Genomic DNA, 26,504 nt, shown 5'->3' on the forward strand with positions numbered 1-26,504 from the left:
GCGGACGGCGGCGGGAGCGCAGGATCCCCACGATGCCGGCGCCGACCAGCAGCGCGCCGAGAATCCCGATCGCCGCGATCAGGTACGTGATGTCGTCCAGGGAGAGGCCGGAGAGGAAGGACTGTTCCTTGGCCGGTGGCGGCTCGGGCCCGGCGGCGAGCTCCGCCGCGGTCTTCTGCGACGGGGTGTACGCGAGGATGTCGATCGGATCCGAGTCCTCCAGCTGGCCGCCGTCGGAGACGGTGACGAAGGTCTTGCCGTCCGGCGTGTACGCGATCGCCTCGCCGAAGGGGTCGGCCAGCGGCGTCACCCGGGGCGTGCCCGTGGTCAGGGCGCCGAGCACGTCGCCGTCGGTGACGTCGTACTCGAAGGCGTCCGCGTAGGTGCGCAGCACCACCCGGGTGCCGTCCGGCGACCGGGCCGCACCGGTGACGGCCAGCCGCCCGGGGGCGCCCAGCCGGTTGTCGGTGGTGGTCTTCGGGAGGGTGACGTCGCCGACCTTCTTCATCGGCACCGGGTCGGTGTCACCGGACTTCAGCGGCCCGGTGGGGGTGAAGATCTGCGACTTGCCGTTGAGCTCCTTGGTGATCACCAACGGCAGGTTGTCCGGGCCGATCAGCAGCGCCTCCGCGTCGTGCGGCTTGCGCTCCGGGTACGACAGGCGGTGCAGCACCGGGCGCTCGGAACCGTCGACCGGCATGGTCCACACCGCGACCCGCTGCCGGCGTTCGCTGCTGGTGATGTTGTCACCGATGTCGGCGATCCAGAGCGTCCTGCCGTCCGGCGAGAGCGCCAGGTCCTCGGTGTCGAACGGCCCCTGCTGGGTGTACTGCACCGCCTTGGTGACCCGGCACCGGCTGTCGAGGTAGAAGACGCGCTTGCGCTCCTCGACGTCGGAGCTGTCGTTGACGACGATGTAGCCGTTCTCGGTGGCCACCAGGCCGGAGAGCTCCCGCAGGCGCTCGTCCGAGACCGTGCACCGCTTCTTGCCCGGCTCCGCCTCGGTCTGCGGAGCCGGCGCGGCCGTGGCCGCGCCGGGAAACGCCACGGTGGCCCCGAACAGGGCGACGGCAACCGTGAACAAGGAGACGACGCGGCGCATGACGTCAGTGTCGCATGTCTCTGTTACCGGTTGGTCGACGCCGGTCAGCGGTGGGCGGTCACCACCCGGTCCGTCCGGTCCTCGTCGAACGGCGCCAGTTCGGCGGCGAGCCCCTCGTCCACCCGGACGTGCAGCACCGTGCCCTCGGGCAGGTGCTCGGTGCTCAGCACCTCACCGTACTGGTGCACCCGGGCGACCAGGTCCCCCCGGTCGTACGGCAGCACGGCCCGGACCTCGACCGCCGGGGTCGGCAGCCGGCTCTCCACCACCGCCCGCAGCTCGTCGATGCCGCGCCCGGTGTGGGCGGAGACGAAGACGGCGTCCGGCCAGAGCCGCTTGAGCCGCAGCAGCGTCTCCTCGTCGGCGGCGTCGACCTTGTTGACCACCAGCAGCTCGGGCAGCCGCTCCGCGCCCGCCTCGACGAGCACCTCCCGGACCGCCCGGACCTGCTCCTCCGGGTCGGGGTGGGCGCCGTCGACGACGTGCACCAGCAGGTCGGCGTCGGCGACCTCCTCCAGCGTCGAGCGGAACGCCTCGACGATCTGGTGCGGCAGGTGCCGGACGAACCCGACGGTGTCGGAGAGGGTGTACTGCCGCCCGTCGGCGGTGGTGGCCCGCCGGGTGGTCGGGTCGAGGGTGGCGAAGAGCGCGTTCTCCACCAGCACGCCCGCCCCGGTGAGCCGGTTGAGCAGGCTGGACTTGCCCGCGTTGGTGTACCCGGCGATGGCCACCGCCGGCACCACGTTGCGCGCCCGCCGGGCCCGCTTGGTCTGGCGTACCGTCTTCATGCTCTTGATCTCGCGGCGCAGCCGGGCGATCCGGTGGCGGATGCGCCGCCGGTCGGTCTCCAGCTTGGTCTCACCGGGACCACGCAGGCCCACGCCGCCGCCGGCCCCGCCCCCGCCGCCGGAGCCACCGGCCTGCCGGGAGAGGGCCTCGCCCCAGCCGCGCAGCCGGGGCAGCAGGTACTCGAGCTGGGCCAGCTCGACCTGCGCCTTGCCCTCCTTGCTCTTGGCGTGCTGGGCAAAGATGTCGAGGATCAGCGCCGTCCGGTCGATCACCTTGACCTTGATCCGCTGCTCCAGGTTGCGCAGCTGGGACGGGGAAAGCTCACCGTCGCAGATCACCGTGTCGGCACCGGAGGAGCGGACCACCGCGCCGAGGTCCTCGACCTTGCCGCGACCGATGTACGTCGCCGGGTCGGGCCGGGTACGGCGCTGGATGAGCCCCTCCAGGACCTGCGATCCGGCGGTCTCGGCCAGCGCGGCGAGCTCGGTGAGCGAGTTCTCCGCGTCGGCGACCGTACCCTCGGTCCAGACGCCGACCAGGACGACCCGCTCCAGTCGCAGCTGCCGGTACTCGACCTCGGTGACGTCGGTGAGCTCGGTGGAGAGGCCGGGAACGCGACGCAGGGCCTGGCGCTCCGACAGCTCCAGCTCACCGGTGGTGGCGTCGAGTTCCTCGCCCTCGACTGAGACGAAGGTCTCCTGGTCTCGCAAACCGCTCTCCCGCCTGTTGTCCGACAATGTCACGTGTGTCCGATAGGTAGCTGACCGCACAGAATCTGTCAGCTACCGGTAATCCTGTCATGGAGCAACGCCGCACGCACGTGCTATATGCCCGCCTCCGACCGGTGAACCAGGAGGGTGCACGCCGGTCTCGGCCGGCCAGCCAGGGGGGTGCACGCCGGTCTCGGCCGGCCAACCAGGGGGTGAATGCCGGACGACCTCGGCGGGCGAGTAGAAAGGCGGGGCGACATCTGACCGGCCGCCAGCGTTGACGGAGGGGATTTTTCCGTGGCCATCACCCGACTTCCGAGTGCCGGATTCTCGATCACGATCCGGATCGCGGTGCCTGCGGACGCCTCCTCGATCGGCCGGCTGACCACCTGTGTCGGCGAGTCCGGCGCGATCGTCACCGCCCTGGACGTGGTCGACTCCGACCCGACCAACGTGATCGTCGACCTGACCTGCGACACCGCCGACGCCCACCACGCCGACCAGGTGGTCCAGGCGCTGAGCGCGCTGGACGGCGTGGACGTGCGCAAGGTCTCCGACCGCACCTTCCTGCTGCACCTCGGCGGCAAGATCGAGGTCAGCTCCAAGGTCTCGCTGCGCACCCGCGACGAGCTGTCCCGGGCGTACACCCCGGGCGTGGCGCGGGTCTGCCAGGCGATCGCGGAGAACCCGGCCGACGCCCGCCGGCTGACCATCAAGCGCAACACGGTCGCCGTGGTCAGCGACGGCTCGGCCGTGCTCGGCCTGGGCAACCTCGGCCCGGCCGCCTCGCTGCCGGTGATGGAGGGCAAGGCGGCGCTGTTCAAGCGCTTCGGCGGGGTGGACGCCTGGCCGGTGGTGCTGGACACCCAGGACACCGACGAGATCGTGCAGATCGTCAAGGCGATCGCCCCCGCGTACGGCGGGATCAACCTGGAGGACATCGCCGCGCCGCGCTGCTTCGAGATCGAGGCCCGGCTGCGTGACGCGCTGGACATCCCGGTCTTCCACGACGACCAGCACGGCACCGCCATCGTGGTGCTGGCCGCGCTGACCAACGCGCTGCGCGTGGTCGGCAAGCAGCTCGCCGACGTCCGGGTGGTGGTCTCCGGTGCCGGCGCGGCGGGCACCGCGATCATGAAGCTGCTGCTGCGCCAGGGCGTGGGCGACATCATCGCCTACGACCGGCAGGGCGCCCTGCACCGTGGTCTGACCGGGCTTAACCCGGCCTGGCAGTGGCTGGCCGAGAACACCAACCGGGACAACTACTCCGGTGACCTGGCCGGGGCGGTCCGGGGCGCGGACGTCTTCATCGGGGTCAGCGCGCCGAACCTGCTCACCGGCGACGACATCGCCACCATGGCCAAGAGCGCGATCGTCTTCGCGCTGGCCAACCCGGACCCGGAGGTGGACCCCCGGGAGGCGCGCAAGCACGCCGCGGTGGTCGCCACCGGCCGCTCGGACCAGCCGAACCAGATCAACAACGTGCTGGCCTTCCCCGGCGTGTTCCGGGGCATGCTGGACGCCCACGCCGAGGAGTTCACCGAGGAGATGGCGATCGCCGCCGCCCGGGCCATCGCGGACGTGGTCGGCGAGGAGAAGATCAACCCGACGGTGATCGTGCCGAGCGTCTTCGACTCCCGGGTCGCCCCGGCGGTCGCCGCCGCCGTCCGCGCCGCCGCGCAGAACCCGGCCGCCACCCCCGCCCCCGCCGCCGACCCCGGCCCCGCCGACCTCCCCGAGATCGCCGCCACCGCCTCCGCCACCCCCTGACCCCCCGCGCCCCACCCCGTCCCCTCCCCCGCCCGTTTCTCGGCGATCTTGCAGTTGCCGCCCCGACAAAGCGGGCGAACAGCCCGGAACACGGGCCGCAACTGCAAGATCGCGGAGGGAAGAGGGGCGGGGAGAGGGGGTCAGGGGTGGAGGGTGCCGGTGGCGACGAGGGTGGCCGGGCCGGTGAGCCAGCAGGAGTCCTCGGTGAGCCGTACGGTGAGGCGGCCTCCGGGGACGTCGACCGCGACGCTGCCGGTGTCCAGGCCGGCGTCGCGCAGGGCCACCGCGCCGACCGCGCAGGCGCCCGTACCGCAGGAGAGGGTCTCGGCGGAGCCGCGCTCGTAGACCCGCATCAGCACGTGGGCGTCGGTGCCGTCGACCGGCTCCGCCGGGGCGGTGAACTCGACGTTCACCCCGGCCGGGAAGACCGCCGGGTCGAACCCGGGCGCCCGGGTGAGGTCCAGCGCCGGCAGCTCCAGCCCCGCCGGCAGGGCGCACACCAGGTGCGGGTTGCCGACGTCCACCGCCGCGCCGGGCAGGGTGAGCCCGCCGAGGCTGGCGGCCGAGGTGTCGTACACCCGGGGGCGGCGCATCTCGACGGAGATCTCGTCGCCCACGACGAGCGCGCGCACGACGCCGGCCCGGGTCGCCACCGGCAACGCCCGGCCCGCCGGGGTGGCCAGCCCGGTGTCGAGCAGGTACCGGACGAAGACCCGTGCCCCGTTGCCGCACATCTCGGCGAAGGAGCCGTCAGCGTTCCAGTAGTCCATGAACCACTCGGCCTCGCCGGCCTGCCCGGCCCCCTCGGGGTGCTTGGCCGCCCGGACCACCCGCAGCACGCCGTCCGCGCCGAGGCCACGCCGCCGGTCGCAGAGCGCGGCGACCCGCTCGGGGGTCAGGTCGAGGGTGCCGTCCGGGTCGGGAAGGATGACGAAGTCGTTGCCGGTGCCGTGCCCCTTGGTGAACTCCACGCCCCCATCATCACCCAGCGGGACGCACCAGCCGCAGGGCGGCCTCGACCAGGTCCGGCGCGGCCGAGTCCAGCCAGTGCACGCGCGGGTCGCGGCGGAACCAGGAGCGCTGCCGGCGGACGAAGCGGCGGGTGGCCCGGACCGTCTCGTCGCGCGCCTGCGCCTCGGTCCACTCGCCGTCGAGCAGGCGCAGCACCTGCTGGTACCCGAGGGCCCGGCTGGCGGTCCGCCCCTGCCGCAGGCCCCGGCCGACCAGCTCGCGGACCTCGGCGACGAGGCCGTCGGCCCACATCCGGTCCACCCGTACCGCGATCCGCTCGTCCAGCACGGCGGTGTCCAGGTCCACGCCGAGCTGCACGGACGGGTAGTACGGGGTGGGTTCGGGCAGCGCGGCGGTGAACGGCGCCCCGGTCAGCTCGATCACCTCCAGGGCCCGGACGATCCGCCGGCCGTTGCCGGGCAGGATGCCCGCCGCCGCGGCCGGGTCGGCCGCGCGCAGCCGCGCGTACAGCGGGGCGGGGCCGACGGCGGCGAGTTCCCGTTCGAGGCGGTCGCGCAGCGCCGGGTCGGTGCCGGGGAACTCGAAGCGTTCCAGCACCGCCCGCACGTACAGGCCGGAGCCGCCGACCAGCAGCGGCACCCGCCCCCGGGCGAGGATGTCGTCGATCGCCGCGCGGGCCAGCCGCTGGTACTCGGCGACACTGGCCGGCTCGGTGACGTCCCAGATGTCCAGCAGGTGGTGCGGCACGCCGTCGCGTTCGGCCGGGGTGAGCTTGGCGGTGCCGACGTCCATGCCCCGGTAGAGCTGCATCGAGTCGGCGTTGACCACCTCCCCGCCGAGGGCGTGCGCCAGCGGGATGCTGAGCGCGGACTTCCCGGCGGCGGTCGGCCCGACCACCGCCACGACCGTCCCGGCCCCACCGCCCGCCGGGTCGACGGGCGGGCCGGCCGCCGCGCTCACGCCGGCCCGCCCGCCGGCCGCCGCCAGGAGGCCACGAAGTAGGCCACGCCGTAGGGCACGGTGTAGTGGGTCAGCTCGCCCTGCCAGGTGCCGCCGGCCGCGCGGGCCGCCCCGGCGAGGACCTGCCAGGGTGCCCGGCCGGCGGCTCTCAGCTCCGCCGACCGGTCCGGGTCCAGGTCGAGCAGGGCGTCGGTGTCCGCGGCGGCCAGGGCCGCGGCCACCCCGTCGTCGTACGCCTCGGCGCGCGGGTCGTCGTAGCCGGGCGCCGCCGTGCCCCGGCAGGCCGACCCGTCCCCGAGCACCAGCAGGGCGAACGGGTGCTCGGTCCGCCGGACCAGGTCCGCGCCGAGGGTGGCGCAGGCGGTGGTGGTGGCGTCGACGGCGACCGCCTCGGCGAACCGGGGCAGGTCGGTGCCGGAGCGCCCGAGCAGCCAGGCGCCGATGGTCAGGCTCAACGGCAGCCGCTCGCCGCCGGCGCAGTTGACCTTCCACAGTCGGACCGCCCGGTCGAGCCCGTACGGGCGCAGCGACCCGTAGTCGGCGGTCCGGAAGGCGGTGCTCTCCGGACCGCCGCCGACCAGCAGGATCAGCTCCGGCCCGGCGGCCAGCAGGCCGGCGACGGCCGCGTCGCAGGCGGCCCGGAGATCGTCCAGCTCCGGCGCGGCGGCGCCGGCGAGGTCGGGTACGAGCAGTGGCGGGTGGGGGCAGACGGCGGCGGCGACCAGGGACACCAGGCAACCGTAGCGGCCGGGTGGTGGGGCTTCCCGCTGACCCGGTCAGCCGGCGTGGTCGCCCCAGCCGCCCTGCACCATGGTCTGGAACCGCCACTGCCCGCCCACCTTGACCAGCACGTCGGCGTAGCGGACCCGCTGCCGGTGGCCGTCCACGGTGAACTCGGCGTCGGTGAACACCACGGCCAGGCTGGCGGTGAGGAAGTGCGGGGTGCGCCGGGACTCCATCGTCACCTCCCCCGCGCCGCCGAGGACCCCACCCATCATCTCCAGGTACGCCGCCCGGTCGAGTTGCTGGGCCGAGGCCTCCCCGGCGGCGTCGTCGGTGACCGTGTTGAGGGGGAACAGCGCCAGGTCGGCGGTGCCGGCGACGTCGCCCGCCGCGGCGAGGGCGTCGTACCGGCGGAACCAGTCGTCGAGGGCGGCCAACTCCTCGGCGCTGGGGACGTACCCGGCGTCGGCCGGTGGGACGGTCCGGGACGGGGTCTGGGACATCGGGCGGGCTCCTTCCGGCCCCCGACGGGGGCAGCTTGTCGTACATCGTACGGTAAAGAAGACGGGAACGCCGAACCGGCCGACGTGCGGGTCCCCACCGGGGAGTAGGACACCGTATGGTCACGGTCGGCGATAGGCGCTCGACGCGGACCCGGTGAGACCTGTGACAATGCCGGGAGTAACTTGCTGCGCCGTGGCGGCGATCGCGGGTCCGACCTGTCGACGCCGGGAGAACGAGGATGGGCACATGAGCGACTGGACTGCCTTCGGACGGGTGGACGCGGACGGCACCGTTTACGTCAAGACCGCCGACGGCGAGCGGGTGGTCGGTTCCTGGCAGGCGGGGGCACCGGAGGAGGGGCTGGCCCACTTCGCGCGCCGCTTCGCCGACCTGGTGACCGAGGTGGACCTGACCGAGGCCCGGCTCTCCTCAGGGGCCGCCGACGCGGGTCATTCCCTGGCGACGATCCGCCGCATCCGCGCCTCGCTGGCGGAGGCGCACGTCGTGGGCGACATCGACGCGCTGGCCAGCCGGCTGGACAAGCTCGCCACCCTCGCCGAGGAGAAGGCCGGGGAGGCCCGGGCGGCCAAGGACGCGGCCCGCGCCGAGGCGCTCGCCCGCAAGACGACCCTGGTCGAGGAGGCGGAGCGGCTGGCCGCCGAGGCGACCGGCTGGAAGTCCGCCGGGGACCGGCTCAAGGAGATCCTCGACGAGTGGAAGACCATCCGGGGCGTCGACAAGAAGGCCGACGGTGAGCTGTGGAAGCGGTTCGCCGCCGCCCGGGACGGCTTCACCCGGCGCCGGGGCGCCCACTTCGCCTCCCTGGACGCCCAGCGCAAGCAGGCCCAGTCGGTCAAGGAGGAGCTGGTCGCCGAGGCGGAGAAGCTGAAGGACTCCAGCGAGTGGGCGGCCACCGCCAACCAGCTCAAGGAGCTGATGGCCCAGTGGAAGGCCGCGCCCCGGGCGTCCAAGGAGGCCGAGCAGAAGCTCTGGGAACGGTTCCGGGCCGCCCAGGACGACTTCTTCACCCGGCGCAGCGAGGTCTTCTCGGCCCGTGACAACGAGCAGCGGGCCAACCTGGAGCGCAAGCAGGCCCTGCTGGCCGAGGCGGAGGCGCTCGACATCGACGGGGACCCGAAGGGCGCCCAGGTCCGGCTGCGCGACATCCAGGCCCAGTGGCACGAGGCGGGCCGGGTGCCCCGGGACGCCGCCGCCGGGCTGGAGCGCCGGATGCGGGCGATCGACGACAAGGTCCGCGAGGTGATGGACTCCGCCTGGCGCCGGACCGCCCCGGCCGACAACCCGCTGCTGGCGCAGATGCGTGAGCAGGTCGCCGAGGCCGAGCAGCGGCTGACCCGCGCCCAGGCCGCCGGGGACGCCCGCCGGATCAAGGAGGCCGAGCAGGCGCTGGCCTCGAAGCGGCAGTTCCTCCAGCTCGCCGAGCAGGCCAGCTAGCCCGGCCGGGCCCGACACCGACCAGGACCCCCGTCCCGCCCCGGGACGGGGGTCCTCGGCCGTCCACCCCCGCGCGCCGACCCACGTCGGGCCGCCCGAGGCCGTGGATGAGAACGTTCACAACCAGTCTTTACATCGATACTCATCTGTGTTTCCATCGGGGAAAGCGCTTGCCATCGCACCGAGAGGAGCGCCGACCCGGGGGTGCTTCTCACCCGAGCCAGTCAGTCCACCGGTAGGGGCACGACGGACCGTCCCCGGCCGAACCCCGCGCGCCGCCACCCCGTCGACGGCGTGCGGGACGGCCGACCCTCGCTGTCCCCTCTTCGGCAGAAGGAGAGCACCGTGCGCACATCCTGGCGTAGGACCCTGCTCGCCACCACCGCCACCGCCACCGCCTCGCTGCTGGTGGTCGGGGCGCTCACCGTCATCAGCTCGCCGGCCTCCGCCGCCCCGAACTACCTGGTCGGCTGGGCCACCCAGAACGGCGGCACCACCGGCGGCGGCAGCTCCCCCACCACCACGGTCACCACCGCCGCCGCGCTGACCAGCGCGCTGGGCTCCAGCAGCGCCTCGGTGATCCGGGTCTCCGGCACCATCACCTGCTCCGGCATGCTGCGGGTCCGGTCCAACAAGACCATCCTCGGCAACGCCGGGGCGACCATCGCCGGCTGCGGCTTCACCGTCAACGGCGACCGCAACGTCATCATCCGGAACCTCACCTTCCGCAACTGGGGCGACGACGCGATCAACGTCGAGCAGAACGCCACCAACCTCTGGATCGACCACAACACCTTCACCGCCGGGTACGACGGCGCGGTCGACATCAAGCGGGGCTCGGACTTCATCACCGTGTCCTGGAACCGCGTGCACAACCACGACAAGACCATGCTGCTCGGGCACAGCGACAGCAACGCCGGCCAGGACCAGGGCAAGCTGCGGGTGACCTACCACCACAACTACTTCGACGGCAGCAACCAGCGCAACCCCCGGGTCCGCTTCGGCAACCCGGTGCACGTGTTCAACAACTTCTACCGCAGCAACGGCGGGTACGGCGTCGCCTCCACCATGGGTGGCGGCGTCCTGGTCGAGGGCAACTACTTCGAGAACGTGCGGGACCCGTACCACCTGGGTGAGGGCAGCTCCGGTCCGGGCACCCTGGTGGCCCGGAACAACCACTTCGTCAACTCGGGCGCCGGGCAGGCCGGCGGCAGCGTCGCCGGCATCCCGTACGGCTATCCGTTGGACCCGGCCGCCAACGTCAAGTCGATCGTGACCAACGGCGCCGGCGCCGGCAAGATCTCGGTCTGAGCCCCGGACCCGGCTCGGGGCCCGCCCACGCGGCGGGCCCCGACCTCACGTCAGTGCGCGGCGCAGCCGGTCGTCGGCGCGGGCGCCACGGCCGGCACACCGACCGTGGGCAACCCGAGCAGCACCCCGGGGGTACGCGGGGAGCGGCCCGCCTCGGCGGCGTCCCCGGCCCGGGTCCGCCGGTGCGCGACCGGCTCGCCGTCGGCGTTGAGGTGGTGCGGGGCGGCGTACGTGACGGTGGTGTGCACGATGTCACCGGGGCGGATCAGCCCCTGGTACGAGCCGGCGTCGAAGTGCACCAGCCGCCCGTCGCGGGCCCGGCCGGACATCCGGCCGGTGCGCTCGTCCTTGCGCCCCTCGCCGACGGCGACCAGCACCTCGACGGTCTCCCCCACCAGCTTCTTGTTCTCCGCCCAGGTGATCTCCTCGACCGTGGCGACCAGCCGCTCGTAGCGTTCCTGCACCACCTGCTTGGGCAGTTGGCCGTCCATGGTGGCGGCCGGGGTGCCGGGCCGCTTGGAGTACTGGAAGGTGAACGCCGAGGAGAACCGGGCCGCGCGGACCACGTCCAGGGTCCGCGCGAAGTCGGCCTCGGTCTCGCCGGGGAAGCCGACGATGATGTCCGTGGTGATCGCCGCGTCCGGCATCGCCGCCCGGACCTTGTCGATGATGCCGAGGTACCGCTCCGACCGGTACGACCGGCGCATCGCGCGCAGCACGTCGTCCGAGCCGGACTGCAACGGCATGTGCAGCGAGTGGCAGACGTTCGGCGTCTCGGCCATCGCGGCGATCACGTCGTCGGTGAAGTCCTTCGGGTGCGGGCTGGTGAACCGGACCCGCTCCAGCCCGTCGACGTCCCCGCAGGCCCGCAGCAGCTTGCCGAAGGCGTACCGGTCGCCGAACTCGACGCCGTAGGAGTTGACGTTCTGCCCGAGCAGGGTCACCTCCAGCACGCCCTCGTCGACCAGGGCGCGGACCTCGGAGAGGATGTCGCCGGGGCGACGGTCCTTCTCCTTTCCGCGCAGCGCCGGCACGATGCAGAAGGTGCAGGTGTTGTTGCAGCCCACCGAGATCGACACCCAGCCGGCGTAGGTCGACTCGCGCCGGGTCGGCAGGGTGGAGGGGAAGACGTCCAGCGACTCCAGGATCTCCACCTCGGCGGCGGCGTTGTGCCGGGCCCGCTCCAGCAGCACCGGCAGCGAGCCGATGTTGTGCGTGCCGAAGACCACGTCCACCCAGGGCGCCCGACGGACGATCTCGCCCCGGTCCTTCTGCGCCAGGCAGCCGCCGACGGCGATCTGCATCCCCGGATTGCGGGACTTCACCGGGCGCAGGTGGCCGAGGTTGCCGTAGAGCCGGTTGTCGGCGTTCTCCCGTACCGCGCAGGTGTTGAAGACCATCACGTCCGGGTGGTCGTCACCCGCGTCGGCCCGCACGTAGCCGGCCCGCTCCAGCAGGCCGGAGATCCGTTCGGAGTCGTGCACGTTCATCTGGCAGCCGTACGTCACGACGTTGTAGGTCTTCGCCACCCTCGCAGCGCCCCTTTCCTCGGGGTACCAGGGTAGCGGCCCCTCGACGCGGCCCGGTGGCGTCCCACCACCCGCCCCGGGGCGGGGCCCCGCCCGGCGGGTCTCGCCCCCCGTCCCGGCCCGGAGCGTGGCACCGTGGACGGGTCCGGTCCGGGCCCAGGCGAGGAGAAGGCGATGTGCCGCAGCATCAAGACCCTGCGTGAACCGTTCGTGCCGGCGGTGACCCCGGCCGACATCGACGCCGCCGCGTTGCAGTACGTCCGGAAGATCTCCGGTTTCCGGGCACCCGCCGCCCACAACGCCGCCGCCTTCGACGCGGCGGTCGCCGCGGTCGCGGCGGCCACCCGCACCCTCCTCGACGACCTGGTCGTCAAGGGCGGCGCCACCCCCGCCCGCCGGGAAGGAAGGGCCCCCTCTTAACGCCTGGGGTAGAGAAGGGAACCCTTCTCACCGCCCGCGCCGTCCCGCCCCGCGCGCCCCGCGTGCCGGGCGGGGTTCAGGCCGGGGGGTCAGGCGGCGGCGAGGGCGGGGATGACCGAGTCGGGCGCCCAGCGCGACCGGTGGCACCGGGACCAGCCCCGGCAGCCCGGATTGTCCAGGGTGCAGAGCCGCTGGTTGCTCAGTTCCTCGCCGTCGTCGGTCTCGGTCAGGTCGAAGTGCACCGGACGGATGGTGCCGTCCGGCCCGACGAGCAGGTGCCGCCCGGCGTCCAGGGTGTCGTCGCGCAGCAGGCAGTTGCGCCCCAGCAGCCGGGCCAGGGCCGCGATGCCCGCCTCTTCGGACAGCCGGTCGGGCACGCCGTAGCAGTCCACGATGGTGCCGAATTCGCCCGGGGCCTCCCAGACGTCGCAGATCACCGCGTACGTGGGCAGGCGGGCCGGGTCGGCCACCGCCAGCGGCATCACCACCCGACCGAGCGCCTCGGCCAGTGCCGGGTACACCTCCACGGGTGGCACCCGGTCGATTCTCCAGTTCCACAGCTCGGTCACGCCGCCTCCTCGCTGTGCTCGTCCCACCGGCCTCCGGATCGGGCCTTACTGACGATGGTGGGGGGCATATGACCGCAGCCGGGGGCAAGTTACCGGTCTGTGACCATTCCGGGCAAATTTTCCTGAGTCCCCGTTGCTGGAAGTAGCGGGAAGATGACAGTTTATCGGGTACGGTGCCCCGAACGCGCGACCGGACGGCCGGCGAGCCGACGCCGCACCCGCCCCGGGGCGGGCCGGGGCGGGGTGCGACACCAGGGGGCCGACCAGCGGCCAAGGCTCAGCGCAGCAGCACCAGGTGTTCGCCCCGGGGCAGCAGTTCGCCGATCACGGTCGCCCCGGGCACCTCCCCCGCGACCAGGAGCCCGCCGGAGGTCTGCGCGTCGGCCAGCAGCAGCCGGTCGGCCTCACCGGTCGGGCCGGCGTCGGTCCACGGGGTCACCCAGTCCAGGTTGCGCCGGCTGCCCCCGCTGACGTACCCGTCCCGCACCGCCTCCCGCGCCCCGGCCAGGTACGGCACCCGGGCGGTGTCGATGGCGACCGTCAGCCGGCTGGCCCGCGCCAGCTTCGAGGCGTGCCCGAGCAGGCCGAAGCCGGTCACGTCGGTGCCGCAGCGGATCCCGGCGGCGACCGCCGCGCTCGCGGCGTCCCGGTTCAGGGCGCTCATCGTGGCCACCGCCTCGGGGAACGTCTCGCCGGTCGCCTTGTGCCGGGTGTTCAGCACCCCCACCCCGAGCGGTTTGGTCAACGACAGCGGCAGCCCCGCCCGCCCCGCGTCCAGGGTGATCAACTCGTCGGGGCGGACCACCCCGGTCACCGCCAGGCCGTACTTGGGGCCGTCGTCGTCGACGCTGTGCCCGCCGGCCAGGTGACAGCTGGCCTGGCGGGCCACGTCCTGCCCGCCGCGCAGCACCTCCCGGGCCAGGTCCAGCGGCAGCACGTCACGCGGCCAGCAGAGCAGGTTGAGCGCGACCAACGGGGTGCCGCCCATCGCGTAGACGTCGGAGAGGGCGTTGGCCGCCGCGATCCGCCCCCAGTCGTACGGATCGTCGACCACCGGTGTGAAGAAGTCGGCGGTGCTCACCAGTCCGGTACACTCATCGAGGCGAACCACTGCGGCGTCGTCGCCGTGGTCGATCCCGACCAACAGTTCGGCGGTGCCGCTGGCGGGGGCGAGCCCGGCCACCATGGCCTCCAGCTCGCCGGGCGGGATCTTGCAGGCACACCCACCACCCCGGGCGTACCTGGTCAGTCGTACCGGTTCGGTCATCCTCCGATGATCCCGTGGCCAACGTGGCGATCGCCACCACAGCGGCCCGATGCGGGCCGGAATTCGGATTCCGGACACAGTCCGGGACGGGTGTTACACCCTCGTGACCATTTGGCTTGCATGCCGCTACGTCGCCCCGCCTACAGTTGCCGCAACCGGGGGTTCATCCGACCCCGGTTCCCGCGACGACAGGGACGGTGGACGACGTGACGACGGGCGAACCGCTCATCGTGCTGGACGAGGTCAACAAGCACTTCGGGCCACTGCACGTGCTGCAGGACGTCTCGCTCTCGGTCGGTCGGGGCGAGGTGGTGGTGGTGATCGGCCCCTCCGGCTCCGGCAAGTCGACGCTGTGCCGGACGATCAACCGCCTGGAGCCGATCGACTCGGGCACGATCACCTTCGACGGCCGGCCGCTGCCCGCCGAGGGCAAGGCGCTGGCGAAGCTGCGCAGCGAGGTCGGCATGGTCTTCCAGTCGTTCAACCTCTTCGCGCACAAGACCATCCTGGAGAACGTGACCCTCGGGCCGGTCAAGGTCCGCAAGGAGAAGCCGGCCGCCGCCCGGGAGCGTGGCCTGGCCCTGCTCGACCGGGTCGGCATCGCCAACCAGGCCGACAAGTTCCCGGCCCAGCTCTCCGGCGGCCAGCAGCAGCGGGCCGCCATCGCCCGGGCGCTGGCCATGCAGCCCAAGGCGATGCTCTTCGACGAGCCGACCAGCGCGCTGGACCCGGAGATGGTCGGCGAGGTGCTGGACGTGATGACGTCGCTCGCCCGCGACGGCATGACCATGGTCGTGGTCACGCACGAGATGGGCTTCGCCCGGCACGCGGCGAACCGGGTCATCTTCATGGCCGACGGCCGGCTCGTCGAGGACGCGGCGCCGACCGAGTTCTTCGCCAACCCGCGCAGTGAGCGGGCCAAGGACTTCCTGTCGAAGATCCTGACGCACTAGGCGTCTGTTGTGGAGCGTGCCGCCCCCGGCGAGCTCCGTCGAAGCCCTCATCGATGGGGCTCCGTCGAAAAAGGAGAATGAAGATGCGTATGAAGCGCGTAGCGGCGCTCGCCGCAGCCGCCACCCTGGCCTTCGGCCTGACCGCCTGTGGCGGCAACGACGAGGCCGGGGAGGGCACCGGCGGCGAGAGCAAGTCGTTCCCGGCCGGCAGCACGATGGAGCGGCTCAACAAGGCCCAGGCCATCAAGATCGGCACCAAGTTCGACCAGCCGGGCTTCGGCCTCAAGGGCCTCTCGGGTGAGCCGGAGGGCTTCGACGTCGAGGTCGCGAAGATCATCGCCAAGGAGCTGGGCATCCCCGAGGACAAGATCGAGTGGGTCGAGGCCCCCTCGAAGGTCCGCGAGGACGTGATCGTCAACGGCACCGTCGACCTGGTCGCGGCGACCTACACGATCAACGACACCCGCAAGGAGCGGATCGCGTTCGCCGGGCCGTACTACGAGGCCGGCCAGAACATCATGGTGAAGAAGGACGACACCTCGATCACCGGGCCGGACTCCTTCAAGGACGGCACCAAGAAGGTCTGCTCGGTCACCGGCTCCACGCCGGCCGAGGAGATCAAGAAGTACGTCCAGGACGTCGGCTCGCAGCTCGTCCTCTTCGACACCTACGACAAGTGCCGGGACGCCCTCAACGGTGGCCAGGTCGACGCCGTCACCACCGACAACGTCATCCTGCTCGGCTACATCGCCAACGGCAACGACGCCTTCAAGCTGGCCGGCGAGAACTTCACCAAGGAGCCCTACGGCCTCGGGGTGAAGAAGGAGGACACCGACTTCCGCAGCTTCGTCAACGACACGCTGGAGAAGGCGTACTCCGACGGCAGCTGGAAGAAGGCCTGGGACGACACCGCCGGCAAGTTCGGTGCCGAGCTGGGCGACCCGCCCGCCGTCAACCGCTACTGAGTCTGAACAGTTGATCTGGAGGGTGGGGAGGAAGTCCGACCCGTGAGTGTGCTCATCGACAAGTTCGACGTCTTCGCGGGTGGTTTCTGGCTCACCCTCCAGATCTGCCTACTCGCCGCGATCGGCGCCCTGATCCTGGGCGCCATCGTGGCGGTACTGCGAATCTCCCCGGTGCCGCCCCTGCGGGCGGTCGGCACCGCCTACGTGAACATGTTCCGCAACCTGCCGCTGACCGTGGTGATGTTCTTCGCCGCCTTCGGTCTGCCGGCCCTCGGTTCCAACGCGGACTTCCTCCGCATCCCCGGGCTGGACGCGATCTTCAGCCGGCTCGGGACCGACCTGCCGTACTTCCGCTTCGCGTTGATCGCGCTGGTGCTCTACACCGCCGCCTTCGTCTGCGAGGCGCTGCGCTCCGGGGTGAACGCCGTCCCCGCCGGGCAGGCCGAGGCCGCCCGTTCCCTCGGCCTCACCTTCACGCAGAACCTGCGGTACGTGGTCCTGCCGCAGTCCTGGAAGGCCTCGGTGGTACCGCTCGGCTCGGTCATCATCGCCATGATCAAGAACTCGGCGCTGGTCGGCTTCTTCGGGGTGGTCGGCGACCTCTCGCAGAGCGCCGACCAGCTCACCTCGGCCGAGGGCCACGCCTTCGTACCGGTCGCCATTGGTATCTCCATCGGGTACCTGATCATGACGGTGCCCCTCGGCGCCCTCCTCGACCGCATCGAGAAGCGACAGGCGGTGGCCCGATGAGCCAGAGCGTCCTCTACGACGTCCCCGGTCCCCGGCAGCGCCGGATCACCCTGATCGGCAGCATCGTCGCCACGATCGCCGTCCTCATCGGGGCGTACTTCTTCGTCTACCGGCCGCTGGACGAGAACGGCCAGTTCTCCATGGAGCTGTGGGGTCCGCTGATCGACCCCTCCAACGAGAACTTCAGCCTGGTCTGGGAGCGGATCGGGATCGGGTTCGGCAACACCCTGATGGCGGCGGTCCTGGCGATCGCCTCCTCCCTGGTGGTCGGCACCCTGCTGGCGGTGCTGCGGATCCAGCTCAAGAGCCTCACCGCCCGACGGTTCACCGGTATGGCCGCCCCCGTGACGTACCTGCTGCGCGGGCTGAGCCTGTTCCTGGCGGCCCTGACCCGGTTCTGCGTCGAGGTGTTCCGGGGACTCCCGGTGGTCATCACGATCTTCTTCGTGGCCCGGGGCTTCCCCGAGTTCGGCATCTCGCTGAGCACGCTGACCTACCTGGTCATCGGTCTGACCATCTACAACTCGGTGGTCATCGCCGAGATCCTCCGCTCCGGCATGGAGGGGCTGCCCGGCGGGCAGCGGGAGGCCGCCGCCGCGATCGGCCTCTCCCCGCTGCAGACCACCGGCCTGATCCTGCTCCCCCAGGCCTTCCGGATCATGCTCCCGGCGCTGATCAGCCAGCTCGTGGTGGTGCTCAAGGACACCTCGCTGGGCTTCATCATCAGCTACGAGGAGACCCTGAACATCGGCAAGCAGATCATCGGGGTGCTCAACAACCCGATCCCGGTCTACATCGTCATCGGTGTCCTGTTCATCGTGGTCAACTACTCCCTGTCGAAGCTGGCCCAGTACGTCCAGGGTCGCCTCGCCCGGGGTCGCAAGACCGCGGACACCCCGACGGCGGCCCCGCCGCCCGCCATCGCCGCCGCGCTCGGCGCCCAGTCCACGGCCCAGTCCGGCGCGTCCTGACGCCACAACGTCCTGACACCACAGCGTCCTGACGGCACGGCTCACGACCGGCCATCGACAGGGCCGCACCCCACCGGGTGCGGCCCTGTCGCCGTCCACGGCCGACGGGCAGCGCCCTCGTCTCCTACGGCCCCCGCGACGTGGGTCCTGCCCACGTCGGCCTACCCACGTCGGTCCTACCGATGTCGGCCCCAGCGCCGTCCGTCCCCACGGCGTCGGCCCCAGCGGGGCCACGCGCGGCAGTCCCGGCTGTGGGCGGGACGGGCCACCGGGACGTGCGGCGGCGCGGGCCACCGGCAGGGTGCGGCGGCCCGGGGCCACCGGCACGAACGGCGGCGCGGGCCACCGGCACGAACGGCGGCGCGGGCCACCGGCACGAGCGGGCCGGCCGCGCCGGCCGCCGCAGCCCGCTCGCTCAGCGGGCGATCTCGGTGACCCGGGACTCGCGGACCACGGTCACCCGGATCTGACCGGGGTACGTCAGCTCCTCCTCGATCTGCTTGGCCACGTCCCGGGCCAGGACCGCCGCGCCAATGTCGTCGACGTCGTCGGGCTTGACCATCACCCGGATCTCCCGGCCCGCCTGCATGGCGAAGACCTTCTCCACGCCGAGCTTGCCGGCGGCGATCTCCTCGATCCGCTCCAGCCGCTTGACGTACGCCTCCAGGCTCTCCCGCCGGGCCCCGGGCCGGCCGCCCGAGCAGGCGTCGGAGGCCTGGGTGAGCACCGCCTCGATGGTCTGCGGCGGTACCTCGTTGTGGTGCGCCTCGATGGCGTGCACCACGTCCTCGCTCTCGCCGTACTTGCGGGCCAGGTCGGCGCCGATGATGGCGTGGCTACCCTCCACCTCGTGGGTGAGCGCCTTGCCGACGTCGTGCAGGAACGCGCACCGCTTGATGGTGGGCACGTCCAGCCGCAGCTCGGCCGCCATCACCCCGGCGATGTGCGCGGTCTCCACCAGGTGCTTGAGCACGTTCTGCCCGTACGACGTCCGGTAGCGCAGCCGGCCGAGCAGGGTGACCAGCTCCGGGTGGATCTCGGTGATGCCGACCTCGACCAGGGCGTCCTCGGCGGCGCGCTGGCAGAGCTGCTCCACCTCCTGCCGGGCCAGGTCGTAGACCTCCTCGATCCGGTGCGGGTGGATGCGCCCGTCCAGCACCAGCTTCTCCAGGGTGAGCCGGCCGACCTCCCGGCGGACCGGGTCGAAGCAGGAGAGCAGCACCGCCTCGGGGGTGTCGTCGATGATCAGGTTGACCCCGGTGACCGACTCGAAGGCGCGGATGTTGCGCCCCTCCCGGCCGATGATCCGCCCCTTCATCTCGTCGCCGGGCAGGTGCATGACGCTGACCACGCTCTCCGCGGTCTGCTCGCTGGCCACCCGCTGGATAGCGTCCACCACGATGTGCCGGGCCCGCTGCTCGGCCGTGTTGCGGGCGTCGGACTCGATGTCGCGGACCAGCAGGGCGGCCTCCCGCTTGGCCTGGCCCTCGATCGCCTCGACCAGCTCGGTCCGGGCCACCTCGGCGGTGAGCCCGGCGATCCGCTCCAGCTCGCGGCGGCGCTGCTCCTCCGCCTCGGCCACCTCCTGCTCGCGCTGGACCAGCGCCGACTCCCGGGCGGCCAGGGCGGCGCTGGCGGCGGTGAGCTGCCGCTCCCGCTCGGCGAGCCGCTCCACCTCCTCGGTGTGCAGCCGTTCCCGCTCGTCCATCCGGGCGGCCCGCCGTTCCACCTCGGCCGCCTGCTCCCGGGTGGTGGCGGCCAGGACGGCGACCTCCCGCTCGCCGCTGCGCCGGGCGGTCGTGCGCAACTGCTCGGCGTCCGTCTCCGCCTGCTTGTGGGCCCGCTCCAGGACGGTGTCCGCCTCGACCCGGGCGGCGTCGAGCACCCGGCGGGCCTCGGCGCGGGCGGCCTTCGCCTCCGCCTTGGCGGCAGCCGCCTCGGCCCGGGCGGCGGCGGCCATCGACTTCGCCACGTCGATGGTGCTGTTGGCCTCGTCGGCGGCGGTGCGCAACGCGGCCAGGGACTGCTCCTGACGGTCCTTCTCGGCGATGAACGCGGGGTCCTCGGCCGCCGGTGTCACGGCGAGCCGGCGCAGCACCCGTACCCCGAACAGCACCGCGCCGACCACGACCAGGGTCAGGAGCACGACCGTCACGAGGAGCACGAGGTCGAAGGCGTTCATGCCGCCTCCGTGGGGCCACCGGTGTACCTCTGCCGCCCCGCCATGGCCGCCTCCCCTGAACGTCGGCGCCGCAGCCGTCGCGCCGGTGGGCACGCTGCCTGCGGCTCGTGACGCCCGACCGGAGCGCCTGGCCTGGGTAGCCTTCCGACGGCGGCGCCCCTCGGGCACCGCCGACGGCGGGGTGCAGTTATCGCGCCAGCACCCACCGGCGCGGGCGGCGGTCGCCGATCCACGTCCGTGGGAGCCGTGCAAAGTGATGCTGTTCCGTTATGCGTTCTATGTTGTGCGCTTAGCCTGCATCGGTCGGGCAATGAGCTTGTATGGCGAGGCTAGGTCGCCGATGGCCCTCTGGTCAAGGAGTCATGATCAAACCCCCCGAACGGAGCGAAGTTGAGGGGTGACTCCCTGCCCACCGACAGTCCGGACACGAGAGGACAAAGAGCCCCGTTGTCGGGCCGCCCACCGCCCCTCGCCCGATGCGCCGCCGGCCTCCCGGACCCGGTGGCGACGCTCCGGCCCGGCCGGCTGCCCCGCCGCCGCGCCGACTGGTCGCCCTGGTCAACCACCGGCTCCGGTCAGCGGTCGGGCTCCCCCTCGGCGTCGGCCAGCGCGTCGGCGTCGATCGCGTCGGCGAACTCGGCCGCCTCGGCGCTCTGCGCGGCGAGCGCGTCCTTCACCGCCCGGATCGCCACGCCGGCGGGATAGCCCTTGCGGGCCAGCATGCCGACCAGGCGACGGAAGACCGCGTCCGGCTCGCCCCGGGCGGTCCGCAGCTTGCGGTCGACCAGGGCCCGCGCGGTCTGCGCCTCGGTCTCCTCGTCCAGCGCGTCGAGCGCCTCACCGGCCACCTCGCCGGCCACGCCCCGCTGACGCAGCTCGGTGGCGAGCGCCCGGCGGGCCAGCCCGCGACCGGCGTGCCGGCTCGACACCCAGGCGCGGGCGAAGGCGGCGTCGTCGATCATCCCGACCTCGTCGTACCGGTCGAGGACCGAGGCGGCCACCTCCTCGGAGATCCCCCGCCGGGTCAGCGCGCCGGCCAGCTCGGCCCGGGTACGCGGACGGACCGCGAGTTGCCGCAGGCAGATCTCCCGGGCCAGCTCCGCCTCCCGGCGGGCCGCCTCGGCGGGGTCCCGGGGCGGGGCCGGCTCCGCACCGGTTACCCCCGGCTCGGTGCCCCCGCCGAACCCCGTCGACCCGGAAGCACTCCCGTCACCGCGTCCCCGGCGGGGGCGGGGCGTGCTGGTGGCCTCACCCGCCCGGGGTGGACTGGCGTCCCAGCCCCGCCCCGTGCGGGCGCGTCGTCCGGCCACCCGGCGCTCAGAAGTCGACCGGCGGCAGCTCCGGGCCGCCGGCGGCGTCGCCGCCCGCAGCGGCGCCGACGCCGAGCTTCTCCAGGATCTTCTTCTCGATCTCGGCGGCCACGTCCGGGTTCTCCCGGAGGAACTCGCGGGCCTTCTCCTTGCCCTGGCCGAGCTGGTCGCCGTCGTAGGTGTACCAGGCGCCGGACTTGCGGATGATCGCCTGCTCGACGCCGACGTCGATCAGCGAGCCCTCCCGGGAGATGCCCTTGCCGTACATGATGTCGAACTCGGCCTGCTTGAACGGCGCGGAGACCTTGTTCTTCACGACCTTGACCCGGGTCCGGTTGCCGACCACGTCGGTGCCGTCCTTGAGGCTCTCGATCCGGCGCACGTCGAGCCGGACCGAGGCGTAGAACTTCAGCGCCCGGCCACCGGTGGTGGTCTCGGGGCTGCCGAACATGACGCCGATCTTCTCGCGGAGCTGGTTGATGAAGATCGCCGTGGTGCCGGTGTTGTTGAGCACACCGGTGATCTTGCGCAGCGCCTGGCTCATCAGCCGGGCCTGGAGGCCGACGTGGCTGTCGCCCATCTCGCCCTCGATCTCGGCACGCGGCACCAGCGCGGCGACCGAGTCGATCACGATGATGTCGAGCGCGCCGGAGCGGACCAGCATGTCCACGATCTCCAGCGCCTGCTCACCGGTGTCCGGCTGGGAGACCAGCAGGGCGTCGGTGTCGACGCCGAGGGCCTTCGCGTACTCCGGGTCGAGGGCGTGCTCGGCGTCGACGAAGGCGGCGATCCCGCCGTTGCGCTGGGCGTTGGCCACCGCGTGCAGGGCGACCGTCGTCTTACCGCTGGACTCCGGGCCGTAGACCTCGACCACCCGGCCCCGGGGCAGGCCGCCCACGCCGAGCGCCACGTCGAGGGCGATCGAGCCGGTCGGGATGATCGCGGTCTGGATGACCGGCCGCTCCCCCAGCCGCATCACCGAACCCTTGCCGAACTGCTTGTCGATCTGAGCGAGAGCAAGGTCGAGTGCCTTCTCCCGGTCAGGCCCTGCCGCCATGGTTGCCACCCCTGCCTTCGCCGGCGTCTTTCCTGAGCTTCTCGTCACGCGGGACACGCTAGGCGCTGGGTCCGACAGAAAACCAGCCGACGGGCCGCGAGCTGTGGACGAGCACCCCGCTGTGGACAATAGCCGAACAGGTGTACGACTCGACAAGCGACACGCGGCAGCACCGAAACCGCTGCTCAGCGTAGTCGCGCGGGCACCCGGTCGGGGTACGCGGCGCAGACCGCCCGCCACACCACGTGGGTCTCCTCACCCGAGGCGAGCGCCTGCTCGATGGTGCGCCCGCCGAGTTGCGACAGCACCTGGTCGGCGGCGATGCTGGCCGCGTACCCCGGGCCGAAGGCCTCCTCCAGCCGGTCCCAGAAGTCGGTCAGCCGCACGTGTCACTCCTCCTCGTCCGGCACGTCCCCGGCGTCGTCCCGGCCCGGACCCCGCGACGGTACCGGTCGCAGCGCCAGCGCCACCAGCGGCCCGACCGCGACCGCCGCAAGCAGGGTGAGGACCGGATATCCCGCCGTCTGCACGACAAACCCGCTGGCCGCACCGGCCCCCGCCCCGGCCAGCCCCATGATCAGGTCGGCCAGCCCCTGCACCGTCGGCCGGACCGGCACCGGGACCGACTCGGACAGCAGCGTGGAGCCGGCCACCATCGTCGCCGACCAGCCCAGCCCCAGCAGGACCAGGCCGGCGGCGAGCCGGGGCGTGTCGTGCCCGGCGGTGCCGGCGACCGCACAGGCGGCCAGCAGCAGCCCGGCCCCGCCGAGGACGACGGCCCGCCGGCCGAGCCGGTCGGTGAGCCAGCCGACCAGCGGGGCGACGGCGTACATGCCGGCGATGTGCAGGCTCAGCACCAGACCCACCACCGGCAGCACGTCGCCGTCGTGGTGCGCCTCGTGCAGGCGTACCGGGGTCATCACCATCACCGCGACCATCACCAGGTGGCCCACCGCCACGGCGGCGACGCCGAGCCGGGCGGCCGGCCGGCGGCGCACCTGGGCCCAGGCCGCGCGCAGGCTCCCGGCCGGCCGGGGGGCAGGGCCCGACCCGGCCCCCGTCGCGCCCGGGTCGGCCCCCGCGCTGCGTTCGTTCACCGCGCCCGGGTCGGTCGGCACGCCCGGGTCGGCGGTGAGCCGGCGGGCGGTGAGCAACGGGTCGGGACGGAGGAAGATCAGAAGTACCCCGGCCGTGGCGACGAACGCCACGGCGCTGAACGCGAACGGGCCGGCCAGCGGGGGCAGCCCCCAGCCCGTGGTGAGCCGGTCGGCCAGCGCGGCGAGGTTCGGCGCCACCACCGCGCCGACCGTGGTCGCCCAGACGACCACGGAGAGCTGCCGGCCCCGGCGGGCCGGCTCGGCCAGGTCGACCGCGGCGTAGCGGGCCTGGAGGTTCGCCGCGCTGCCCCCGCCGAAGAACAGCATGCCGAGGAAGAGCAGCGGTACCCACCCGGTGACCGCCGCCAGCACGGTCAGCACTCCGCCGGCGGCACCGACCAGGTACGCCAGGGCCAGACCGGGCCGCCGCCCGTACCCGGTCATCAGGCGGGTGACCGGGACGGCGAGCAGGGCGGCGCCCACCACGGCGGCGCTCTGCGCCAGGCCGGCCACCGCCGTACCGGCGAGGTCGGCGGCGAGCAGCGCCCCGACGGCGACGCCGATGGTCACCCCGGTCCCGCCGAGGACCTGGGTGCCGGCGAGCAGGCGTACGGTGCGCCGCTGGACCACGGCGACGTCCGGCCGGTGGCGGGGTGGCGCGCTCTGCTCGACGGTCATCGCGGGCTCCTCGACGGCTCCGCCCCGGTCAGCGGTGTGACGATGCGACGCGCGGGCCGGTGCCGGCGGCGCACCGGTGCGTCCCGGGGTGGCCGGGTGGCCGGGTGGCCGGGTGGCCGGGGTGCTGGCAGGGGGGTGTGCGCAGGGGCCCCCTGTTAACACCCCGGATGTTAATAGGGGGCCCCTGCTCTACCCCAGGCGTTAATAGGGGGCCCTTCCTTACCCCAGGGCGTGGGCGACGGTGGTGAGGTCGGCGACCAGGCCCGCGTACGCCCGGTCCTGGTCGTCGGCGCGGAGCACGGCGGAGGGGTGGATGGTGGCGAGCAGGCGCGCGGGCGGGGCGTCGGCGACGGCACCGGCGCTGTCCACCGGCACCCGGGCGAAGTCCTGCGGGCGTTGCGCGGCGGCCGGCCAGGGCAGCAGCTCGCCGCGTTGCCGGGTGACCCGGAACGAGGGGCCGAGCAGGGCCTTGGCGGCGGTGGCACCGAGCACCACGACGACCTCCGGGCGCAGCCGGGCGAACTCGGCGACCAGCCACGGGCGGCAGGCGGTGACGTGCACCTGGTCCGGGGTCTGGTGGATGCGCCGCCGGCCCCGCAACTCGTGCCGGAAGTGCTTGACGGTGTTCGTCAGGTAGATGTGCCCGGGGTCCAGGCCGGCGTCGTCGACCGCCCGGCGCAGCAGCCGGCCCGCGGGGCCGACGAAGGGCAGCCCCTTCTGGTCCTCCATGTCCCCGGGCTGCTCGCCGACGAAGACCAGGCGGGCGTGCGCGTCGCCCCGACCGAAGACCGTCTGGGTGGCGTCCCGGTACAGCTCGCAGCCCCGGCAGTCGCGCGCGGCGGCCCGCAACTCGTCGAGGGTGTCGGCCCGGGGTGGGATGAACTGCTGGGCGCCGGGGGCGGTGTCGATCTCGGACATGCGGACTGTTGTACCCGTTCCCTCGCCGCACACGCGACGGACCCGCCGAGCCCGCCCGGTGCCCGGGGCGGGCCGGGCTGGGGTGCAGCGGTGTGCGGAAAGCGTCGCCTGTCCCGGCGTGTCGCGTCGGAGAACCGCCGTCGCCGGGGGCGGGAGAGCGGGCAGGGGCGGGGCGGGTCAGGCGGTGAAGGTGGTGGGGGGCGGCGGGTGCAGGGCGCGGGCGACGGCGTCGGCGAGGGGGACGATGTCGGCGTCGGTGAGGGCGCTGACGGTGAGGCGCAGGCCGGGCGGGGCGGCGATGCGGAACTGCGCGCCGGGGGCCAACGCCCAGCCGGCGTCGCGCAGGGCGGTCACCGCGCTGGTCTCGTCGGGCACCGGCAGCCAGACGTTGATCCCGGTACGGCCGTGGGCGGCCACGCCCCGCTCGGCGAGGGCGGCCAGCAGGGCGGTACGACGCCGCTGGTAGGTACGGCCGGCCCGGTCGACCAGGGCGGCGGTGCCGGGGTCCTGCCACAGGGCCAGGGCCAGGCGTTGCAGGACGGTGGAGACCCAGCCCGCGCCGACCCGGGCCCGACCGGCGACCCGGGCCACGGTCGTCTCGTCCCCGGCGAGCACCGCCAGCCGCAGGTCGGGGCCGTACGGTTTGCTCGCCGAGCGGAGGAAGGCCCAGGAGCGGGTCGCCCCGGCGAGCGGGTGCAGGGGTACCCGGGCCAGTTCGGCGGCGTGGTCGTCCTCGACGAGCAGCAGGTCGGGCCGGTCGGCGAGGAGGGTACGCAGGGCGGCGGCCCGGTCGGCGGTGACGGCGGCGCCGGTCGGGTTCTGGGCGCGGCTGGTGACGATCAGCGCGCGGGCCCCGGCGGTGAGGGCGGCGCGGACCCCGGCCACGGCGGGGCCCTCGTCGTCGACGGGTACCCCGATCGGGCGCAGCCCGAGGCTGGCGACCAGGTCGAGCAGGTTGGCCCAGCCGGGGTCCTCCACGGCCACCGGGTCACCGGGGCTCAGGTGGGCGCCGAGCAGGCGTTCGATGCCGTCCAGGGCGCCGCCGGTGAGGGTCAGGTCGTCGACCGGTACCCCGTCGGCGGCGAGCCGGTGGCGGGCCGCCCCGGCCACCTCGGGCAGGACCCCGACGGTGGCGTACCCGGTCGGGGGGCCGATCGTCGCGGCGAGCGCGGCCAGGTGCGGGCCGAGCGGGGGCAGCAGGGCCGGGTCGGGTTCGCCCCCGGAGAGGTCGCGCGTGCCGGGCGTCGGGGGCGGGCGCAGCGCGGCCCGGCGGGTGGCGACCGGTGGGCGGGCCCGGACCCGGGTGCCGTGCCGGCCGGCGGTGGCGACCAGACCCCGTTGCCGGAGTTCCTGGTACGCCCGCGCGACGGTGGCCGGGCTGACGGCGAGGTCGGCGGCGAGCGTCCGGACCGGGGGCAGCGCGGTCTCGGCCGGGAGGGTGCCGGAGCGGATGCCCGCCTCGACACTGGCCGAGATCTCGGCCGCCGTGGCGCCGCCGATCTGATAGCGTGCTGACACAAACAGAGGATTGTACTAGAACAA

General features: G+C 73.2%; 23 protein-coding genes and 1 pseudogene. 8 read left to right on the forward strand and 16 right to left on the reverse strand.

Going from position 1 to position 26,504, the window contains the following annotated elements; genetic code table 11:
- Positions 1 to 1,102, reverse strand: a pseudogene (locus AWW66_RS15860) (hypothetical protein); the annotation flags it as partial.
- A 44-nt stretch (positions 1,103 to 1,146) separates the two neighbouring features.
- Positions 1,147 to 2,601: a GTPase HflX gene (gene hflX, locus AWW66_RS15865; protein ID WP_067366417.1), complete on the reverse strand. Its 1,455-nt coding sequence runs from the start codon at positions 2,599 to 2,601 to the stop codon at positions 1,147 to 1,149.
- A 297-nt stretch (positions 2,602 to 2,898) separates the two neighbouring features.
- Here hflX and AWW66_RS15870 point away from each other — a divergent pair, with 297 nt between their 5' ends.
- Positions 2,899 to 4,371, forward strand: a complete 1,473-nt coding sequence (locus AWW66_RS15870) for an NAD-dependent malic enzyme (RefSeq protein WP_067366420.1) — start codon at positions 2,899 to 2,901, stop codon at positions 4,369 to 4,371.
- Between the two features lie 140 nt (positions 4,372 to 4,511).
- Here the strand turns inward: AWW66_RS15870 and dapF are convergent, their stop codons facing one another.
- The 4 genes from dapF to AWW66_RS15890 are packed head-to-tail and all read right to left on the reverse strand — an operon-like array spanning position 4,512 to position 7,529.
- A complete protein-coding gene (dapF, locus tag AWW66_RS15875) occupies positions 4,512 to 5,342 on the reverse strand; it encodes a diaminopimelate epimerase (RefSeq protein WP_067366423.1) in 831 nt (276 codons plus the stop codon).
- A 10-nt stretch (positions 5,343 to 5,352) separates the two neighbouring features.
- Positions 5,353 to 6,303 carry a tRNA (adenosine(37)-N6)-dimethylallyltransferase MiaA gene (gene miaA / locus AWW66_RS15880; protein WP_157527497.1) on the reverse strand — a complete coding sequence of 317 codons (951 nt, stop codon included), beginning with the start codon at positions 6,301 to 6,303 and terminating at the stop codon, positions 5,353 to 5,355.
- A complete protein-coding gene (locus tag AWW66_RS15885; RefSeq protein ID WP_067366427.1) occupies positions 6,300 to 7,034 on the reverse strand; it encodes a class III extradiol ring-cleavage dioxygenase family protein in 735 nt (244 codons plus the stop codon). Before AWW66_RS15885 ends, miaA begins: the two co-directional genes overlap by 4 nt.
- A 45-nt stretch (positions 7,035 to 7,079) precedes the next feature.
- A complete protein-coding gene (locus AWW66_RS15890; RefSeq protein WP_067366430.1) occupies positions 7,080 to 7,529 on the reverse strand; it encodes a hypothetical protein in 450 nt (149 codons plus the stop codon).
- Positions 7,530 to 7,776: 247 nt separating this feature from the next.
- Here AWW66_RS15890 and AWW66_RS15895 point away from each other — a divergent pair, with 247 nt between their 5' ends.
- Positions 7,777 to 8,985, forward strand: a complete 1,209-nt coding sequence (locus AWW66_RS15895; RefSeq protein WP_067366432.1) for a DUF349 domain-containing protein — start codon at positions 7,777 to 7,779, stop codon at positions 8,983 to 8,985.
- Positions 8,986 to 9,330: 345 nt separating this feature from the next.
- Positions 9,331 to 10,296 (forward strand): pectate lyase family protein, encoded by a 966-nt coding sequence (locus AWW66_RS15900; protein ID WP_067366436.1) that lies wholly within the window; start codon positions 9,331 to 9,333, stop codon positions 10,294 to 10,296.
- A gap of 50 nt (positions 10,297 to 10,346) precedes the next feature.
- Here the strand turns inward: AWW66_RS15900 and miaB are convergent, their stop codons facing one another.
- Complete coding sequence (gene miaB / locus AWW66_RS15905) at positions 10,347 to 11,825, reverse strand: tRNA (N6-isopentenyl adenosine(37)-C2)-methylthiotransferase MiaB (RefSeq protein ID WP_083978528.1); 1,479 nt, start codon at positions 11,823 to 11,825, stop codon at positions 10,347 to 10,349.
- 174 nt (positions 11,826 to 11,999) lie between these two features.
- On the opposite strand from miaB, the gene AWW66_RS15910 reads away from it, so the two are divergent.
- Complete coding sequence (locus AWW66_RS15910; RefSeq protein WP_067366438.1) at positions 12,000 to 12,245, forward strand: DUF2277 family protein; 246 nt, start codon at positions 12,000 to 12,002, stop codon at positions 12,243 to 12,245.
- Between the two features lie 89 nt (positions 12,246 to 12,334).
- On the opposite strand, the gene AWW66_RS15915 is transcribed toward AWW66_RS15910, so the two are convergent.
- Both AWW66_RS15915 and selD read right to left on the reverse strand, forming a co-directional pair.
- Positions 12,335 to 12,814 carry a hypothetical protein gene (locus AWW66_RS15915; protein WP_067366441.1) on the reverse strand — a complete coding sequence of 160 codons (480 nt, stop codon included), beginning with the start codon at positions 12,812 to 12,814 and terminating at the stop codon, positions 12,335 to 12,337.
- 277 nt (positions 12,815 to 13,091) lie between these two features.
- The gene (gene selD / locus AWW66_RS15920; protein ID WP_067366444.1) at positions 13,092 to 14,081 is read right to left on the reverse strand and encodes a selenide, water dikinase SelD; all 990 of its coding nucleotides are present in this window, start codon (positions 14,079 to 14,081) and stop codon (positions 13,092 to 13,094) included.
- 197 nt (positions 14,082 to 14,278) lie between these two features.
- Here selD and AWW66_RS15925 point away from each other — a divergent pair, with 197 nt between their 5' ends.
- The 4 genes from AWW66_RS15925 to AWW66_RS15940 all read left to right on the forward strand — a co-directional run bounded on the left by AWW66_RS15925 (position 14,279) and on the right by AWW66_RS15940 (position 17,720).
- Positions 14,279 to 15,034, forward strand: a complete 756-nt coding sequence (locus tag AWW66_RS15925) for an amino acid ABC transporter ATP-binding protein (protein ID WP_067366447.1) — start codon at positions 14,279 to 14,281, stop codon at positions 15,032 to 15,034.
- An 83-nt stretch (positions 15,035 to 15,117) separates the two neighbouring features.
- Positions 15,118 to 15,999 (forward strand): glutamate ABC transporter substrate-binding protein, encoded by an 882-nt coding sequence (locus tag AWW66_RS15930; RefSeq protein ID WP_067366514.1) that lies wholly within the window; start codon positions 15,118 to 15,120, stop codon positions 15,997 to 15,999.
- A 42-nt stretch (positions 16,000 to 16,041) separates the two neighbouring features.
- Positions 16,042 to 16,749 (forward strand): amino acid ABC transporter permease, encoded by a 708-nt coding sequence (locus AWW66_RS15935; RefSeq protein ID WP_067366450.1) that lies wholly within the window; start codon positions 16,042 to 16,044, stop codon positions 16,747 to 16,749.
- Positions 16,746 to 17,720: an amino acid ABC transporter permease gene (locus tag AWW66_RS15940; RefSeq protein ID WP_067366453.1), complete on the forward strand. Its 975-nt coding sequence runs from the start codon at positions 16,746 to 16,748 to the stop codon at positions 17,718 to 17,720. The genes AWW66_RS15935 and AWW66_RS15940 overlap by 4 nt, the downstream gene beginning before the upstream one ends.
- A 415-nt stretch (positions 17,721 to 18,135) precedes the next feature.
- Here the strand turns inward: AWW66_RS15940 and rny are convergent, their stop codons facing one another.
- From rny to AWW66_RS15975, 7 genes are all read right to left on the reverse strand, one after another.
- On the reverse strand, positions 18,136 to 19,902 hold the full coding sequence (gene rny, locus AWW66_RS15945; RefSeq protein ID WP_067366456.1) for a ribonuclease Y: 1,767 nt from the start codon (positions 19,900 to 19,902) through the stop codon (positions 18,136 to 18,138).
- A 575-nt stretch (positions 19,903 to 20,477) separates the two neighbouring features.
- The gene (locus tag AWW66_RS15950; protein WP_067366459.1) at positions 20,478 to 21,212 is read right to left on the reverse strand and encodes a regulatory protein RecX; all 735 of its coding nucleotides are present in this window, start codon (positions 21,210 to 21,212) and stop codon (positions 20,478 to 20,480) included.
- Positions 21,213 to 21,219: 7 nt separating this feature from the next.
- Positions 21,220 to 22,269 carry a recombinase RecA gene (gene recA, locus AWW66_RS15955; protein ID WP_067366461.1) on the reverse strand — a complete coding sequence of 350 codons (1,050 nt, stop codon included), beginning with the start codon at positions 22,267 to 22,269 and terminating at the stop codon, positions 21,220 to 21,222.
- Between the two features lie 185 nt (positions 22,270 to 22,454).
- Positions 22,455 to 22,655 carry a DUF3046 domain-containing protein gene (locus AWW66_RS15960; protein WP_067366464.1) on the reverse strand — a complete coding sequence of 67 codons (201 nt, stop codon included), beginning with the start codon at positions 22,653 to 22,655 and terminating at the stop codon, positions 22,455 to 22,457.
- A gap of 3 nt (positions 22,656 to 22,658) precedes the next feature.
- Positions 22,659 to 24,044 carry an MFS transporter gene (locus AWW66_RS15965; protein ID WP_067366467.1) on the reverse strand — a complete coding sequence of 462 codons (1,386 nt, stop codon included), beginning with the start codon at positions 24,042 to 24,044 and terminating at the stop codon, positions 22,659 to 22,661.
- Positions 24,045 to 24,263: 219 nt separating this feature from the next.
- The gene (locus AWW66_RS15970) at positions 24,264 to 24,962 is read right to left on the reverse strand and encodes a UdgX family uracil-DNA binding protein (protein WP_067366470.1); all 699 of its coding nucleotides are present in this window, start codon (positions 24,960 to 24,962) and stop codon (positions 24,264 to 24,266) included.
- 177 nt (positions 24,963 to 25,139) lie between these two features.
- Entirely contained in the window at positions 25,140 to 26,480 is a 1,341-nt protein-coding gene (locus AWW66_RS15975) for an aminotransferase class I/II-fold pyridoxal phosphate-dependent enzyme (protein WP_067366472.1), read from the reverse strand.
- Positions 26,481 to 26,504 lie beyond the last annotated feature (24 nt).

Origin of the sequence: Micromonospora rosaria (genome assembly GCF_001567585.1) — a bacterium.
Taxonomy (GTDB): Bacteria; Actinomycetota; Actinomycetes; order Mycobacteriales; family Micromonosporaceae; genus Micromonospora; species Micromonospora rosaria.

Coding starts and splice junctions, on each gene's coding strand:
- AWW66_RS15890 (WP_067366430.1), bottom strand. CDS start 7,529: ATGTCCCAGACCCCGTCCCGGACCGTCCCACCGGCCGACGCCGGGTAC.
- AWW66_RS15895 (WP_067366432.1), top strand. CDS start 7,777: ATGAGCGACTGGACTGCCTTCGGACGGGTGGACGCGGACGGCACCGTT.
- AWW66_RS15910 (WP_067366438.1), top strand. CDS start 12,000: ATGTGCCGCAGCATCAAGACCCTGCGTGAACCGTTCGTGCCGGCGGTG.
- selD (WP_067366444.1), bottom strand. CDS start 14,081: ATGACCGAACCGGTACGACTGACCAGGTACGCCCGGGGTGGTGGGTGT.
- AWW66_RS15930 (WP_067366514.1), top strand. CDS start 15,118: ATGCGTATGAAGCGCGTAGCGGCGCTCGCCGCAGCCGCCACCCTGGCC.
- AWW66_RS15940 (WP_067366453.1), top strand. CDS start 16,746: ATGAGCCAGAGCGTCCTCTACGACGTCCCCGGTCCCCGGCAGCGCCGG.
- rny (WP_067366456.1), bottom strand. CDS start 19,902: ATGAACGCCTTCGACCTCGTGCTCCTCGTGACGGTCGTGCTCCTGACC.
- recA (WP_067366461.1), bottom strand. CDS start 22,269: ATGGCGGCAGGGCCTGACCGGGAGAAGGCACTCGACCTTGCTCTCGCT.
- AWW66_RS15965 (WP_067366467.1), bottom strand. CDS start 24,044: ATGACCGTCGAGCAGAGCGCGCCACCCCGCCACCGGCCGGACGTCGCC.
- AWW66_RS15970 (WP_067366470.1), bottom strand. CDS start 24,962: ATGTCCGAGATCGACACCGCCCCCGGCGCCCAGCAGTTCATCCCACCC.